Genomic DNA, 15,804 nt, shown 5'->3' with positions numbered 1-15,804 from the left:
GTCCGTTTGCTCTGCAAACGGATTTTTTAATGCGCACAGCGCGGAAAGGTAATTATAATGGACAAGTTTATTTTTACATCCGAATCAGTAACAGAAGGACATCCGGATAAGATCTGCGATAACATCTCTGATGCTATCCTTGATGCCTGCATGGAGCAGGATCCCATGAGCCGAGTTGCTTGTGAGACAGCTGCATGTACAGGATTCATTCTTATAACAGGTGAGATCACAACCAAGGCTCATGTTGACTATGCTGCGATCGCAAGAAAGACTGTATGCGAGATCGGCTATGATGATTCCAGAAAGGGCTTCGATGGCAATACATGTGCAGTTCTGGTAGCTCTTGACCAGCAGTCTGCTGATATCGCCATGGGCGTTGACAAGGCTCTTGAAGCCAGAGAAAGCCACATGACAGATGAGCAGATCGAAGCTATCGGTGCCGGAGATCAGGGTATGATGTTCGGTTATGCTACCAATGAGACTGAGGAGTATATGCCCTATGCGGCATCTCTTGCTCACAAGCTGACCAAGAAGCTGACAGAGGTTCGTAAGAATGGCACTCTGCCTTACCTGCGTGCTGACGGCAAGAGCCAGGTATCTGTAGAATATGATGAGAATGGAAAACCCATCCGTCTGGAAGCTATCGTAGTATCCACTCAGCATGACGAAGCTGTGACTCAGGAGCAGATCCATGAGGATATCAGAAAGCATGTGATCGATGCTATTGTAGATCCTGCTATGGTAGATGCTGATACCAAGATCTATATCAATCCCACAGGCCGTTTCGTTATCGGCGGACCTCAGGGTGATGCTGGTCTGACAGGCCGTAAGATCATCGTTGACACATATGGCGGTGCTGCACGTCACGGCGGCGGCGCATTCTCAGGTAAGGATTGCACCAAGGTTGATCGTTCCGGTGCTTATGCAGCTCGTTATGTTGCCAAGAATATCGTGGCAGCAGGTCTTGCAGATAAGGCTGAGATCCAGCTCTCCTACGCTATTGGCGTAGCACAGCCCACATCTATCCTGGTTGACACTTTTGGTACAGGCAAGGTATCTGATGAAGCACTCACAGAGGCAGTTCGTAAGGTATTTGACCTTCGCCCTGCAGGCATCATCAAGATGCTGGATCTGAGAAGGCCCATTTACAAGCAGACAGCAAGCTATGGACACTTTGGCAGAAACGATTTAAGTCTCCCTTGGGAAAAGACAGACAAGGCTGAGGCTCTTAAGGCTGCAGTAAACGCTTAATTTGATACATCAAGGACTCTGGGCTTTCAGAGTCCTTTTTTTTATGGCAATAAGCCGAGGGCTATCCGTCTGGATGCAATAATTGCATGGGGGATGCTTTTATTTGCTTACCCCTATTCTTAAGTAATTTATCAATAGGACCGATATAGTAACTGAATAGGGATATTATATATGCTATGGATGGCGTACTTGGACATTGATAATTGATTCCTGTGACTCTGCAGTATGGCAAATTAACTATTTTTTCAGGTGGGATTTGGGAAAATTTTATAAAGAGTGTTTCCAAATCAGTTGCTTTAGTTTATAATACTGTGTGAATTATACGCAGAAGAAACTACTATGAAGATAGTTGAAAGGATACATTCATGTCATATTCAGATATAGGAATTGATTTAGGTACAGCCAGCATTCTGGTATATGTAAGAGGAAGAGGAGTAGTTCTTAAAGAACCCTCAGTAGTTGCTTATAATCGTGATACTGACAAGATCCTTGCTTTTGGTGAGGATGCCCGTCAGATGCTTGGTCGTACCCCCGGTAACATTGTTGCAGTCCGCCCTTTGAGAGAAGGTGTTATCAGTGACTACCAGATCACCGAGCAGATGATGAAGCACTTTATCCGCAAGGCTCTGGGAAGATGGGTATTCAGAAGACCCATTATCGCTGTATGCGTACCTTCAGAGGTTACAGAGGTAGAGCGTAAGGCTGTTGAGGATGCAGCTCTGATCGCAGGCGCCAAGAGCGTTGAGATCATTGAGGAGCCTCTTGCAGCTGCTATTGGCGCAGGTATTGATATTGTAAAGCCCTGCGGCAACATGATCGTAGATATAGGTGGTGGTACCACAGATATCGCAGTTATATCCCTTGGATACACAGTTGTATCCGCTTCAGTCAGGATAGCCGGTGATGATTTTGACACAGCTATCGTGAAGTATATGAGAAAGAAGCACAATCTTCTGATCGGTGACAGAACCGCAGAGGATATCAAGATACATATCGGAAGCGCATATCCCCGTGCTGAAACAGATTATATGGATGTGCGAGGAAGGAACCTGGTAACAGGTCTTCCCAAGACTGTAAAGGTCAGCTCCGAAGAAACAGAAGAGGCACTGAGAGAGTGCACAGATCAGATCATCAAGGAGATACATGATGTCCTTGAGAGGACTCCTCCGGAACTGTCTGCTGATATCGCAGAACGCGGTATCGTACTGACAGGTGGCGGATCACTCCTTAGAGGACTTGAGGACCTGATCTCTGCAAAGACCGGCATCAACACTATGACAGCCGAGGATCCCATGACAGCGGTTGCTATTGGTACCGGCAGATATGTGGAATTCCTCTCTGAGTCCAGAAACAGATAATACTGAGTCAGAATACTAAGCCTTCTTCTGAAAAGCGTATCTTGACAGATACAGCGTTTATGCATGATAAGCATTACCGGTGGTAATATTCCTTATCATGCGGGCTGCAGACGCAGCCCATTCAGGAGGAGGCTCTTTTTATGGTAAAAGGACTCTACACTGCCTGGACGGCAATGATAAATGAACAGCACCGAATGGACGTGGCTACCAACAATCTGGCAAATGCCAATACCACGGCCTACAAAAAAGAGGGTTCAAGCCAGCAGACCTTCAGAGAACAGCTGGCCCTCAAGATCAAAGATACTTCTGAGCCCGGAACCTATCCCAGAAGAGAAGGTTACATTGTGCCCGGAGTCAGGATCGGTGAAGAATACACCGACTGGACCGAAGGACCAATGAAGAATACCGATAATACCTGGGATCTGGCTATCTCCGGCAAAGGCTTTTTCGCCATAGATTACACCAGTAAAACAGATAATGTGGCTGACCATATCAGAGGTCAGAGGACCACAATGTATACAAGAGACGGCAATCTTACTCTTACGGCAGCAGGTGAGCTTGTTACCCAGGATGGAGATTTTGTGCTGGATACAGAGGATCAGCATATTGTTGTGGATCCTACAAAGGATGCCCAGGTCAATACCCACGGCGAGATCATCCAGGATGGTGAGGTGGTAGCTACAATCGGACGATTTGACTTTGAAGACTACGATACCCTGGCAAAATACGGAGAAAATCTCTACGAGCCAACGGTTGAAGCTGTGAGGACCACTGCTCCAAATGCGGTGATAGTCCAGGGCTTTTTGGAACAGTCCAATGTGTCCGTAGTAGATGAGATGGTAAATATCATCAATATACAGAGGCATTATGAAGCTGCTGCAACACTTATCCAGACGGCCGATGACACGCTGGGCAAGGCAGTAGAGCAGATAGGAAGGATAGGAGGCTAAGCTCCTCTTTAAACATATGAAACATTAAAACAGGATGATAGCAATCGATCAACTGACAGATCAAAGAGTTTGATACCTCAGTATCATGGTTCCAAGGAGGTTATATTATGGTAAGAAGCTTATGGTCAGCCGCAACAGGCATGAATGCACAGCAGACAAATGTTGATACCATCGCCAACAATCTGGCCAATGTCAACACTACAGGTTTCAAGGCTCAGGGAGCGCAGTTCAAGTCCCTTCTCTATCAGAATCTGAACACGGTGACCACAACTGCCAATGGTGATCCCAAGCCTACTACCAGTCAGGTGGGACTGGGCGTCAGGACTGCAGCTCTGACTCAGTATTTTTCCCAGGGATCGCTACTTGATAATCCCAGTACCAGCGCTGTGGCTATAAGCGGAGATGGCTTCTTCTCTTATAATGATGCTGACGGACGCCAGGTATTTACCAGAAACGGTGACTTTATCTGGGCTATTGGAGATCCCGATGGAGAGAGCCTGGTGCTGACCACATCAGATGGTAATCCTGTACTTAATACCGAGGGCGAAGAGATCAGGCTGGAAAACGGAGAAGTATCCAATAAGATCACCATAGGTATAGACGGTACCATTTATTATCCTGATGAAGACGGCGTACCCCAGGAGGTGGGACACAGGATAGGTCTGTGGCAGTTCCAGAATCCCGGAGGCCTGGAGAGACTTGGCAGTACCAGCTGGGCAGTGAGCGCTGCCAGCGGACCTGCCATGAATGAAGCTGAAAATGAGGATCTGACCAGCAGTATCCTCAGGCAAGGGTATCTGGAAGGTTCCAATGTAAATGTGGCTACTGAGATGGTCAACCTGATCGTGGCCCAGAGAGCCTATGAGATGAACTCCACAGCCATCACCACAACAGATTCTATGATGCAGACTGCAAATCAGCTTAAGAGATAATGATAGGGGGGACTCTAATGGCAGATTTTAGTTCATTAAACGGTATCAATTCGGCTGCTTATACCAATTATATGATCGGTAATGAGTACAGCAAAAAGATGCAGGAGACTGTGGGTAAGACTGCGGATAAAAATGCCACAGACGAGGAACTGATGGATGCCTGCAAGGAATTTGAAGCATATTTTCTGGAGCAGGTCTACAAGGAGATGTCGGGGACCGTGGATGCCTTTAAGAGAGATGACAGTGATATGAGCAATGCTCTGTCCATGACAAGTTCCAACTCTCTTGTGGATTATTTTAAGAGCCAGACCCTGCAGAGTCTGGCAGTTCAGACAAGTGAGACTCAGAGTACGGGGCTGGCAGCAATGCTCTATGAGAATCTAAAGCGTAATATGGGAGAAGATCCGGGGAGTATTTCCCAGTGATATTCATATCAGTGGATTTTGGGGGGCTTTTTATATCTAAACAGTAAATATAGAATACCAGCGGTTTTGACTTTTATGCTCCATGTCATTAGAATGTAACACATGGATAATTTTAAGGGGTATATAGACCATTTTGTCTATAAAAACGAAGAAAACGGTTACGGCGTAGCAAACGTGATCATCGATGGGGAAGAGATGACCTGCGTAGGCACATTCAGAGACGCAGATGTTGGGGATACGCTGGAAATAGAGGGTGAGATCGTATCTCACCCTGCTTATGGTGAGCAGGTTAAGGTACGCAGCTATCGGGTTGTAGAACCTGAGGATGCCCAGGCTATGGAGCGTTATCTGGGCTCTGGAGCTATTAAGGGCATAGGCCCTGCTATGGCTGCGAGGATTGTCAAAAAGTTTGGGGAGGATACCTTCAGGATCATCGAGATAGAGCCTGAGCGCCTGGCTGAGATCAAGGGCATCAGCATGAAAAAGGCCCAGTCTGTTGCACAGCAGATGCAGGAGAAACGGGACATGCGGGATGTGATGATCTTCCTGCAGCGTTATGGCATTTCAGGGACCATGTCGGTCAAGATCTTCAATAAATACGGAGCATCAATATATAACATACTCAAGGAGAACCCCTACAAGCTGGCGGAGGATATAGGCGGTATAGGCTTTCGCACAGCTGACGAGATCGCGTCCAGGGTGGGGATATCTGTGGACAGTGATTTCAGGATCAGGAGCGGCATTATCTATTCCATGCAGCTCTCAGCCATGGACGGTCATACTTTTCTGCCCAAGGACAAGCTGGTAAATTATGCTTCTTCGCTCCTTTCTGTGGAAGCGGAGAGGATAGAGCCCATGATAGACGACCTGGTGATGCTGCGAAAGCTTGTGCATACCGGGGATGACAGAATCTACACATCTTCTTTTTACAGAGAAGAGAAGGACTGCGCTTACAGGCTAAGGGATCTGAATATCCATGATCATGTAAGAGAGGGCTCAGGCAGCTACGAGAAGCGCATGGAGAGAATCAGATCTCTGGAAAAAGAGAAAGGCATTGAGCTTGACGACCTTCAGAGAAAAGCCGTGATGGAATCCGTCAGAAATGGCATCCTCATATTGACTGGTGGCCCCGGTACAGGTAAGACCACCACTATTAATGCCATTATCAGCTATTATGAGGAGGAGGGGCTGGATATAGTGCTGGCTGCGCCTACGGGAAGGGCGGCCAAGAGGATGACGGAGGCTACAGGCAGGGAGTCCAGGACTATCCACAGGCTACTGGAGATAGCAGGCGGCGTCAGGGATGATGACGATGATCCTTCGGTGGCTAGCGCCAGGTTTAACAGGGACCAGGATAATCCCCTTGAAGCAGACGTTGTGATCATAGATGAGATGTCCATGGTGGATATACATTTGTTCCATGCTCTCTTAAAGGCTATGGTCCCGGGGATGCACCTTATACTGGTGGGCGATTCCTATCAGCTGCCCAGCGTGGGACCGGGACAGGTGCTGTCGGATCTTATATCCAGCGGGGTATTCCCTACTATCACCCTTAACAAGATATTCAGGCAGGCTGAAGAGAGCGATATTGTCATGAATGCCCACAGGATCAACGAGGGCCGGGATATCAGCCTGGATAACAAGAGCAAAGACTTCTTTTTTCTGGAAAGAGGGGACTATAATTCCATCTGTGGCAACTCAGTGCTGCTGATCAGAGACAAGCTCCCGTCCTATGTGGACTGCTCGCCTATGGACATACAGATCCTGACGCCTATGAGAAAAGGAGCCCTTGGCTGCAACAATCTCAACAGCATCCTGCAGAAATATCTTAATCCAGCAGATCCTTCCAAGAAGGAGTACACAAGCGGTGATCGTATCTTCAGGGAAGGAGATAAGGTCATGCAGATCAAGAACAATTACCAGGCCGATTGGGAGATTCTGGGAAGATACAATATCCCTATTGAGACAGGGACAGGTGTCTTTAACGGGGATATGGGCACTATAGTAAGTATTACGCCCACTGCCAATCAGCTGATCGTAGAGTTTGATGAGAGAAGACGGGTTACCTACACTTTTTCACAGCTGGATGAACTGGAGCTGGCTTATGCAACGACTATCCACAAATCCCAGGGAAGTGAATACCCTGCTGTTATCATTCCCCTTCTGTCAGGACCTAAGATGCTGATGAACAGGAATCTTCTCTATACTGCAGTGACCAGAGCAAGGTCCTGCGTAGTGATACTGGGCAGCAGGCAGGCCGTGGATGAGATGATCGCCAACAAGAGCCAGCTTGCAAGATATACGGCTCTATCCGACAGGATCAGGGAAGTATATGCCGGTAGCTCTGAAGATGAGTGATATCAGATAAATTACGTAGCTTTAGAACAATGCAGAAAGGATTCTACAGATTCACATGAACAAGCACACAAGGATTGTGTACGAAAAGGCTGTTTCGCTATTATTTCCCAGGAGGTGCCCTTATTGCGACGAGGTGCTCCGCCCCGGGCTCTATTACCATGAGAGCTGCAGAAATAAAGCGGATTATGCAGATAACTACAGCACCTGCATCCAATGTGGCAGGCCTCTTTTTTATTCGGATGATGAGTATTGCAGGGTCTGCAAAGGAAAAGACTTCTATTTTGACAAAGGCTACTCCCTCTATGTATACAAAGCGGTGTCCCCGGGGATATACAGGCTCAAGTATGCAGGCAGAAGGGAATATGCAGATGTATATGCCATGGATATGGTCCGATGCCTGGGAGAACGCATAGATTCACTGGATGCAGACCTTATTGTTCCTGTGCCCCTTCATGCAAGACGCATGCGCACAAGAGGCTATAATCAGGCGGCGCTTCTTGGAAGAGCTCTTTCAAAGAGAACGGGCATAGCCTGCAGCGAAGCTCTTGCACGGAGGGTAAGAAATACAGCTCCTCAAAAGCTGCTCACTGCGGCAGGAAGACGCAGGAACCTCTCGGGGGCTTTTAAACTGTCAGGAAATGATGTAAAATTAAAGAAAATTATTATAATTGACGATATCTATACTACAGGTGCCACTGTAAATGAACTGGCCAAAGAGCTAAAAAAAGCAGGGGCATCCAAAGTTTATGTTATCACTCTGGCTATAGGCAGTATTTAGGGGAGGATAACCAAGGCAGCGGGAGTAAAGTGCTTACTGTTTGCGCAATGAAATAATGGCAGGCAGTAAGGTAAAGTGCAGGAGGAAGCTGACATGAATTTACGCAACTGTCCCAAATGTGGTAAGATGTTCAATTATGTGGCAGGACCGCCGATATGTGACGACTGCAGGAAGAGAATGGAAGATGATTTCCAAAAGGTAAAAACGTATATACAGGAGAATCCTCTTGCTACCCTTAAGGAGATCTCAGAAGCAAATGAAGTTAAAGTGGGTCAGATCAAGGAATGGATCCGTCAGGAGAGACTTATGTTCTCCAAGGATTCACCTATCAAGCTGACCTGTGAAAATTGTGGTGAGCTTATTGAAACAGGCCGTTTTTGTGCCAAGTGCAAGGGCAAGGTTGCTAATAACCTGACTGATGCATTCAAGAAGGAAGCTCCCCAGATCAAAGCCAGGCCGAAAGACGACAAGGGCGGAATGCGTTTCTTTTAATCCCTGACCCTGCTCCTGTCTTCGGCGCGGGGGGAATGAAATGGTAGATGAAGAAAGAGTCATTCTGATGACCAGGATGGCCGCTTTCGCTACGCGTGAAGGCAGAAAAGATTCCAAGATAAATGAATATTTCCGAAGCGACTATGTCGGCTTCGAAGTCGTTAAATCAGCGATCAGCGCCACGATAGCTTTCGGGGTGCTGTTCGTGGTGTATTTGATATCTGATTTTGAAGGGCTGATAGGTGATTTTTATAATGCCAGCTTTTTGGATCTTGGCAAGACAGTCCTTTTCTTTTACTTAGTTACGGTGGTTGGCTATTGCTTTATTTCATACATAGTTTTTTCACACCGTTATGCAAGAATGCGTAAGAGAATGAAGAAATACTATAAAGGCCTGAGAAAACTCAGAAAAATGTATGAGAGGGATTAATTAGCGAGATGACCACTTTACTAGATTTAAAACAAACGATCCAGACCTATTACATTAAATATGAATTCTATATTTCCCTTGGCTGGAAATTTCTGCTGGCTCTTGTCAGCCTCATGACTATCAATTCCAAACTGGGGTATCAGGGCGTACTCATGAGCCCGCTTATTGTGCTTATGTGCTCTCTTTTGTGCGCCATTCTTCCTGCTACCTTTCTGGTGGTTATGGATGCTCTTTTTGTGCTGGCACATCTGTGGGCATTGTCCAGAGAGGCGGCTATAGTAGGCTTTTTGATCTTTATCCTGATGTTCCTTCTTTACTACAGATTTGCACCTGCTGATGCACCTGCTGTCATAGTGACTCCTCTGTGCTTTGCCATGGGCTTTCCCTATGTGATGCCTCTTGGGCTGGGACTTCTTGGCACTCCTGCGTCTGTAGTGACAGTAGTATTTGGTACTGTGATCCACTACTATCTGAAGTTCATAAGTGATAATGTGGCAACATTCAGAGAAGCTGCAGCAGACGAAGCTGCAGCTGATACCATTGCCCGTCTTCAGTCCGTTATTGACGGAGCTTTTGGCAATAATACCATGATAGCTATCGCGGCTGTATTTGCCGTGACACTGGTGATCGTTTATGTGATCAGAAGGCTTCCTGTTGATCACTGCCATGACATAGCCATAGGTGTGGGCTCCATTACACTTATGATCGGAATGCTGATAGCATCTGCAAGCTACAATGCTGATGTGTCCGCGCCCGGAGTGATCATAGGTACCATACTTGCAGCCCTTCTTCTCAAGGGACTTGAATTCTTCACATTTAACCTTGATTACAGCAGGGTAGAGAATGTACAGTTTGAAGATGATGATTATTACTATTATGTAAAGGCAGTACCCAAGGTGTCTGTACCCACTCCGGAGAGAAGAGTAAAGCAGATCAACAGAGCTAACCTGACATCGTCAGAAGACAGTTCGTCTCCTGTAGACGGTAATACCAGAAGGGTAGTATATGAGAGAAGAGTAAGGCCTTCATCTGACAATTTTGCTGCAGGCAAGAAGCGTAGGAGAACAGATTTGGAAAAGAGTCTTGGATCTGATGGGACAAGCCGCGAGGCAGATAAGTCCGTTGCTGCTCCACAGAGGCGCCGCCAGGCTCCTACCGGAAGAGCAAGGAACCCCTATGCCGCACCCTCAAAGGCAAGGAATGCAGCGACAAGGCCCGGTACTCAGAGAACTCCTCAGGGAAGAACAACAGCCAGAGCATCTTCAGGAGTAAGAACAGCAGAGGCTCCAAGGAGAGCTCAGACTGCGAACAGACCCGGAACAAATTTAGGCACCGGCTCTACCGATGAGAAAATTTAAAATTACGAAATAGATACCGTATAACAGTTAACAGGGCAAAGAGGATAGGAAGAGAGTAAGCCGATGAATTTTAACCTGTTTGGGTTGGCGGACTTTACTATGCCAACGCTTCGTATGCCACATGCCAGCGGTACGGATATAGCGGAGATACTGATCATATCGGTGCTTCTTTATCATATCCTGGTATGGGCCAAGAAAACCAAAATATGGTCGCTCCTAAAAGGCATAGCTGTAATAGCGGTCTTTATACTGGCTGCGTGGCTGCTGAACATGAACACGATCATCTGGATCGTCAAGAATGTGTTCATCATCGCAGTCATAGCTATTATTGTCATTTTGCAGCCTGAGCTTAGAAGGGCTTTGGAGCAGCTTGGAAGAAGGAATTATATCAATGCTCTTTTCTCTTTTGATACAAGAGGATATGAAGGAAGATTCTCTGACAAGACTATAGATGAGATCACAAGGGCCTGTGTAGAAATGGGTAAGGTCAGGACCGGAGCTTTGATAGTAATAGAGCAGAACAATTCACTACTGGAGTTTGAAAGAACCGGCATAGAGATAGATGCTATCGTGTCCAGTCAGCTCCTTATCAATATTTTCGAACACAATACTCCTCTCCATGATGGAGCAGTTGTGATCAGGGGAGACAGGATCACAGCAGCTACCTGCTATCTGCCCCTGTCTGACAATATGGACATAGGCAAGGAACTGGGGACCAGGCACAGAGCAGGGGTGGGTGTGTCTGAGGTGACTGATTCCATGACTATCATCGTTTCAGAGGAAACAGGCAAGATCTCTGTTGCATATGCCGGAAATCTGGAGAAGGCTGTAGACTCTGAGAGACTGGGCGAGAGACTTAGACAGATCCAGAACAAGCAGGCTGAGCAGGGCAAGAGAAGACTAGCCCTGAGAGGGAGGGCAGGAGCACAATGAAAATCCTGAAATTCCTTACCAACAACTGGAAATTCAAACTGGCCTCTTTTGTACTGGCAGTATTAATATGGTTCTTTGGTACCAACATCAATGATCCTGTAGATGTGAAACGAATATCCAATGTGGAGGTGATTTTTAAGAATACCTCTGTGATAACTGATGCAGGAGAGATGTACCAGGTACTTGATGACAGCAATATCATAGGAACCGTTACCATCAAGGCTCCCAGGTCTGTGACAGAAACTATTACAAGAGAGAACATTACTGCGGTAGCTGATTTTCAAAGAATGAATGAGAACGGTAGTGTGCCCATAGAGCTTAGTGTTAATAAGTCAAGCGGCGTAGTAGATTCGGTAACTGCCACCAGTGATTATGTATATCTGTCCATAGAGAACAGATCGTCCAAGATATTGCCTCTTGGCTCTACCACTTCAGGTACGGTGGCAGAAGGATATATAGTCAGCAGTATCACTACAGATCAGAACCAGGTCAGGATCAGCGGACCTCAGTCTGTGATCGATCGTATCACTTCTGCATCTGTGGATGTTGATGTGACCAATTTTACTTCTAATATTGGAACAGACGTGAGCATACAGCTCTACGATGCTGAAGGAGAGCTGGTGAGGTCTGATGGTATCACCATGAATATGACTACTGTCAGAGCTACGGTTACCATCCTTCAGACCAAGGCTGTGCCTATCGCCTATCATGTAACAGGTACTCCTGCAGATGGCTTTATTCATACCGGAATAGTTGAGAGTGATCCCGAATCTGTGATCATCGCCGGTAAGAGCTCTGCATTGTCCAAGATCGATAAAGTTGATGTACAGGATGCCCTTGATGTTACAGGCCTTACTTCGGACCTTAAGACCACTATATCTCTGGATCAATATCTGCCTGCCGGCATATCCTTTGGTGACAGTGACTTTAACGGGATCGCTTCAGTAGTTGTAGATATAGCTGCCAAGTCCAGCAAGAACCTGGATATCACAAGCAGTGATGTGACCTATGACAATGTACCTGAGAATTATTCTGTCACTCTTGGCAATGGAAATATGCCTACCACCTATAGCGTGACTATAGAAGGACTAGGGGATACTATAGAGAATGTGTCCACGTCTCAGCTTAATGCTGTGATAGACCTTGCTGATCTTACATCTTCACTGTCTGCGGGAGAGGAGCTGCAGTCAGGAACTTACATGGTAAGTCTTCATTTCTCGCCTCCCCAAGGGGTTGAGATAAAAAGAGATGTACAGGTCAGGGTAACTGTCAAGGCTCCCGCCTCTTTGGAGGATAATGAAGAAGAAGAGGAGCCTTAATCAAACGGGCCATGACCCGCAAACGAGGAGATTTACAGGAAATGTTAAAAGAAAAGATAGTCATTAAGAACCCTACGGGGCTTCACTTAAAACCTGCAGGGGTACTTTGCAAAGTGGCTATGGACCATAAGTGCCAGATATCATTTGCAGTCAGAAATACAACAGGAAATGCCAAGAGTGTACTGAGCGTCCTTGGTGCATGCATAAGATGCGGGGATGAAGTGACTTTTACATGCGATGGTGAGGATGAACAGGATGCTATGAATGAACTGCTTGAGGCAGCCAGAAGCGGATTTGGCGAGCTATAAGGCAGGATAATTATAACAGGGGAGAAGAAATGGATAAGAAGATAATCGTAACAGGTGCCAATGGCCAGCTTGGAAGACAGATAGCAGGCATGCTGGCAGGGGAGTATGAACTTGTTAAAACAGATATTGCGGACGCAGGTGATATAAAGAGCCTTGATATTACCGATGTGGACAAGGTCCTTAAGCTGGCAAGGGAGGTGAAGCCCTATGCTATCATTAACTGTGCTGCATATACGGCTGTAGATGCACAGGAAAAGGACGTGGATATGTCCTACAAGATCAATGCCATAGGTCCAAGAAACCTGGCTATAGCATCTACAGATACAGGTGCCAAGCTGGTACATATCTCTACAGACTATGTATTTACAGGGGATGCCAATAAGCCCTATACAGAATTTGATCCCACAGGTCCTGTGAGCACCTACGGAAAGACCAAGCTTGCAGGAGAGAAGTTTGTAGAAACTTTTGCAGACAGATTTTTTACCATCAGGACAGCATGGCTTTACGGAGATGGCAAGAATTTTGTAAAGACCATGCTCAGGCTGTCAGAGACACATGATAAGGTCTCTGTTGTAGATGATCAGGTGGGAAGCCCTACCAGTACCTATGAGCTTGCAGGAGCTATCAGATATCTTCTTCCCACAGATAATTACGGACTATTCCATGGAACCTGTGAGGGCTCCTGCAGCTGGGCTGATTTTACTGATGAGATTTTCAGACTGGCAGGATGCCATGCAACAGTTGAGCATGTTTCCACTCAGCGCTATATGGAGATGAACCCTCAATCCGCGAAGAGACCTGCATATTCCATCCTTGACAATTATATGCTCAGGCTGACAAGTGACTACAGCTTTGCTGACTGGCACGATGCTATAGCCAAGTATATCAAAGAGATGAAATAACAGTAGATTCTCAGGGGAAGAACGATGCTCATAGTAGCCTTAAGCTGGATATATGTAATATTTACAACTTATGCTTTGGGATATCTATTCCACCGCATTTTTACAGGCATCACTTTTTTGCAAAGGACCCGTCAAAGGGTCAGGGTGCAGAAGGGGGATGCCCTTTTGCGCAACATACCTTACCATATCAGATTTAAACAGAGCTATCTTCTAACGGGACTGGTCATTGCCGGTGTATATGCAGAGTTTTGGTCTCTTTTTGGAGGAGTATCTTTTCAGGCTAATCTCATACTTGTGATCCTTTCCTTGTCTGCATACCTTGTCTACGGTCACAGATTGTATCTCATGAGGCAGTATATCTGGACTAATTTCAGAGAGCAGCCCTTATGGCAGTATCTTGCATACATCGTAGTCTTTGTGTTTTTGGCCTATTGTGTGTCTCATGGATATGAGCATTACGATACGGGACTCTATCATGCTCAGGCTATTCATTGGAATGAGACCTACGGCGCAGTAAAGGGACTTGGCAATTTTAATCAGAGACTTGCTTACAACAGTGCCTTTTTTCCTCTTCAGGCACTCTACAGCTTTTCATGGTTGGGCGGAGGCTCTCTCCATACTATGGCAGGTTATTTTGCACTGCTTCTTGGCTGGAAATGCGTAGACCTTAGAAGGATGATCATCAGGGGATACCCTTCTCTTGCAGATGCAGTGAGATTTGCAGCTCTTTACTATCTCTTTAATATTGCAGATGAAGTGATTTCTCCTGCATCAGATTTTCCTGTAATGTGTCTGGTGCTCTATATATTTATTGCATGGCTGGAGCTGAACAGAGAAAGGGAGAGGAGTATATATCCGTATGCCATGTTGTCGGTCCTTTCGGTATATGCCATTACGATCAAGCTCTCAGCTGCTCCCATGATACTATTTGCTATCCGTCCTATATACAAGATAGTAAAGGACAGCAGGATCAGTAAGGGGCTTGTCATATCTTTTTTTACAATTCTTGGACTTGTCGCTTCTGCTGCGTTTTTTATCAGAAACGTGATCCTTTCGGGCTGGCTCATATATCCTGTGACAGCTATAGATCTCTTTGATCTGCCCTGGAAGATTCCAAAGGAAGTGGCCATTTTGGACTCAAGGGAGATCAGGGTATACGGAAGGGGTTTTACTGATCCGTCTCTATATAATATGCATCCTGGTCAGTGGTTTCCTGTTTGGTTTAAGGGTCTTGGGCTTGTTGATAAGATGGCATTTATAGGAGATATTATCGCACTGATCTTTATGATCTCTATGGGTGCATATTTTTACTATATGAACAGGAAGATAGGTATAGCTCAAAAGCAGCAGACTTCCAAGCTTACCAGACTGGATTCCTATAAGATCCTAAGCAGTATCAAGGATGAAACAGACCATTCTTTTTCCAAGGTAGTATTTCTGTCCAAGAGAAGAAGAGCCAGCTTTGTTGATTATCTGTATGCTCAGACCATTGCATATATAGCACTTTTCTTCTGGCTTTTTTCAGCGCCTCTTGCCAGATACGGCCCGGTATATCTCTGGCTCCCCCTGGTGCTCATACTGGGAAGGTCGATCAATGCCATACATTATGTGGCAGGACCTGTGAAAAACTCCAGGAGGATACTGCTCATGCTCCTTGGATGCTTCCTTATCTGGAAGATGACTGCTTTTACAATAAATGACATTCAGGGGACTGACCTGTCTTATCTTGTCTGTCAGCAGGATTATGCATCCTTTGATACAGAGTATGTGGAAGAGGGAGGCGTAAGGCTCTATTATGCTGCGGAGGGTGACAGGACAGGCTATGAACCTTTCCCGTCTACTCCTTACAGACCCAATGTGTCATTAATGGGAGATGACCTTTCGTCCGGTTTTATAAGAAGGTGATTTCATTATTTTGGCTGATTGTGGTATGATACAGACGTTGTATATTTTGAGGAGGGTATTTGTTTTTGAGGAATGAATGTCTTCAAATCCCGGGAACTCACCTTG

15 protein-coding genes are annotated in these 15,804 nt (G+C 46.1%); all 15 read left to right on the top strand.

Annotated elements, in window-relative coordinates:
* The first annotated feature begins 57 nt into the window (after positions 1-57).
* Positions 58-1,251, top strand: coding sequence for a methionine adenosyltransferase (gene metK / locus G636_RS0103535; protein ID WP_026506898.1), 1,194 nt, complete (start codon positions 58-60; stop codon positions 1,249-1,251).
* Between the two features lie 365 nt (positions 1,252-1,616).
* Positions 1,617-2,609, top strand: coding sequence for a rod shape-determining protein (locus tag G636_RS0103530; RefSeq protein ID WP_026506897.1), 993 nt, complete (start codon positions 1,617-1,619; stop codon positions 2,607-2,609).
* A gap of 140 nt (positions 2,610-2,749) precedes the next feature.
* Positions 2,750-3,559, top strand: coding sequence for a flagellar hook-basal body protein (locus G636_RS0103525; protein ID WP_026506896.1), 810 nt, complete (start codon positions 2,750-2,752; stop codon positions 3,557-3,559).
* Between the two features lie 107 nt (positions 3,560-3,666).
* The gene (locus G636_RS0103520; protein WP_026506895.1) at positions 3,667-4,491 is read left to right on the top strand and encodes a flagellar hook-basal body protein; all 825 of its coding nucleotides are present in this window, start codon (positions 3,667-3,669) and stop codon (positions 4,489-4,491) included.
* Between the two features lie 17 nt (positions 4,492-4,508).
* Positions 4,509-4,916: a hypothetical protein gene (locus G636_RS0103515; RefSeq protein WP_035778644.1), complete on the top strand. Its 408-nt coding sequence runs from the start codon at positions 4,509-4,511 to the stop codon at positions 4,914-4,916.
* A gap of 102 nt (positions 4,917-5,018) precedes the next feature.
* Entirely contained in the window at positions 5,019-7,274 is a 2,256-nt protein-coding gene (recD2, locus tag G636_RS0103510) for an SF1B family DNA helicase RecD2 (RefSeq protein WP_026506893.1), read from the top strand.
* A gap of 55 nt (positions 7,275-7,329) precedes the next feature.
* Complete coding sequence (locus tag G636_RS0103505) at positions 7,330-8,052, top strand: ComF family protein (protein ID WP_026506892.1); 723 nt, start codon at positions 7,330-7,332, stop codon at positions 8,050-8,052.
* A 93-nt stretch (positions 8,053-8,145) separates the two neighbouring features.
* Positions 8,146-8,544, top strand: a complete 399-nt coding sequence (locus G636_RS0103500; protein WP_026506891.1) for a flagellar protein — start codon at positions 8,146-8,148, stop codon at positions 8,542-8,544.
* Positions 8,545-8,584: 40 nt separating this feature from the next.
* The gene (locus G636_RS0103495) at positions 8,585-8,974 is read left to right on the top strand and encodes a hypothetical protein (RefSeq protein ID WP_026506890.1); all 390 of its coding nucleotides are present in this window, start codon (positions 8,585-8,587) and stop codon (positions 8,972-8,974) included.
* A gap of 8 nt (positions 8,975-8,982) precedes the next feature.
* Entirely contained in the window at positions 8,983-10,332 is a 1,350-nt protein-coding gene (locus G636_RS17175; RefSeq protein ID WP_196803021.1) for a hypothetical protein, read from the top strand.
* A 63-nt stretch (positions 10,333-10,395) separates the two neighbouring features.
* On the top strand, positions 10,396-11,265 hold the full coding sequence (gene cdaA / locus G636_RS0103485; RefSeq protein ID WP_026506889.1) for a diadenylate cyclase CdaA: 870 nt from the start codon (positions 10,396-10,398) through the stop codon (positions 11,263-11,265).
* The gene (locus tag G636_RS0103480) at positions 11,262-12,584 is read left to right on the top strand and encodes a CdaR family protein (protein WP_026506888.1); all 1,323 of its coding nucleotides are present in this window, start codon (positions 11,262-11,264) and stop codon (positions 12,582-12,584) included. The genes cdaA and G636_RS0103480 overlap by 4 nt, the downstream gene beginning before the upstream one ends.
* A gap of 41 nt (positions 12,585-12,625) precedes the next feature.
* Positions 12,626-12,892 (top strand): HPr family phosphocarrier protein, encoded by a 267-nt coding sequence (locus G636_RS0103475; protein WP_026506887.1) that lies wholly within the window; start codon positions 12,626-12,628, stop codon positions 12,890-12,892.
* 29 nt (positions 12,893-12,921) lie between these two features.
* Positions 12,922-13,794 carry a dTDP-4-dehydrorhamnose reductase gene (rfbD, locus tag G636_RS0103470; protein ID WP_026506886.1) on the top strand — a complete coding sequence of 291 codons (873 nt, stop codon included), beginning with the start codon at positions 12,922-12,924 and terminating at the stop codon, positions 13,792-13,794.
* A gap of 24 nt (positions 13,795-13,818) precedes the next feature.
* Positions 13,819-15,699 carry an LIC_10190 family membrane protein gene (locus tag G636_RS0103465; protein WP_026506885.1) on the top strand — a complete coding sequence of 627 codons (1,881 nt, stop codon included), beginning with the start codon at positions 13,819-13,821 and terminating at the stop codon, positions 15,697-15,699.
* Positions 15,700-15,804: the final 105 nt, after the last annotated feature.

This window comes from Butyrivibrio sp. MC2013, assembly GCF_000424585.1.
Classification (GTDB): Bacteria; Bacillota; Clostridia; order Lachnospirales; family Lachnospiraceae; genus Butyrivibrio.
This window is presented reverse-complemented; position numbering and strand designations above follow the sequence as displayed.

Bases quoted from the DNA above. Each gene is read 5' to 3' on its own strand.
- G636_RS0103525 (WP_026506896.1), top strand. From the start codon at position 2,750: ATGGTAAAAGGACTCTACACTGCCTGGACGGCAATGATAAATGAACAG.
- G636_RS0103515 (WP_035778644.1), top strand. From the start codon at position 4,509: ATGGCAGATTTTAGTTCATTAAACGGTATCAATTCGGCTGCTTATACC.
- G636_RS0103520 (WP_026506895.1), top strand. From the start codon at position 3,667: ATGGTAAGAAGCTTATGGTCAGCCGCAACAGGCATGAATGCACAGCAG.
- rfbD (WP_026506886.1), top strand. From the start codon at position 12,922: ATGGATAAGAAGATAATCGTAACAGGTGCCAATGGCCAGCTTGGAAGA.
- G636_RS0103500 (WP_026506891.1), top strand. From the start codon at position 8,146: ATGAATTTACGCAACTGTCCCAAATGTGGTAAGATGTTCAATTATGTG.
- G636_RS0103480 (WP_026506888.1), top strand. From the start codon at position 11,262: ATGAAAATCCTGAAATTCCTTACCAACAACTGGAAATTCAAACTGGCC.
- recD2 (WP_026506893.1), top strand. From the start codon at position 5,019: ATGGATAATTTTAAGGGGTATATAGACCATTTTGTCTATAAAAACGAA.
- G636_RS17175 (WP_196803021.1), top strand. From the start codon at position 8,983: ATGACCACTTTACTAGATTTAAAACAAACGATCCAGACCTATTACATT.
- cdaA (WP_026506889.1), top strand. From the start codon at position 10,396: ATGAATTTTAACCTGTTTGGGTTGGCGGACTTTACTATGCCAACGCTT.
- G636_RS0103495 (WP_026506890.1), top strand. From the start codon at position 8,585: ATGGTAGATGAAGAAAGAGTCATTCTGATGACCAGGATGGCCGCTTTC.
- G636_RS0103505 (WP_026506892.1), top strand. From the start codon at position 7,330: ATGAACAAGCACACAAGGATTGTGTACGAAAAGGCTGTTTCGCTATTA.
- G636_RS0103475 (WP_026506887.1), top strand. From the start codon at position 12,626: ATGTTAAAAGAAAAGATAGTCATTAAGAACCCTACGGGGCTTCACTTA.
- G636_RS0103465 (WP_026506885.1), top strand. From the start codon at position 13,819: ATGCTCATAGTAGCCTTAAGCTGGATATATGTAATATTTACAACTTAT.
- G636_RS0103530 (WP_026506897.1), top strand. From the start codon at position 1,617: ATGTCATATTCAGATATAGGAATTGATTTAGGTACAGCCAGCATTCTG.
- metK (WP_026506898.1), top strand. From the start codon at position 58: ATGGACAAGTTTATTTTTACATCCGAATCAGTAACAGAAGGACATCCG.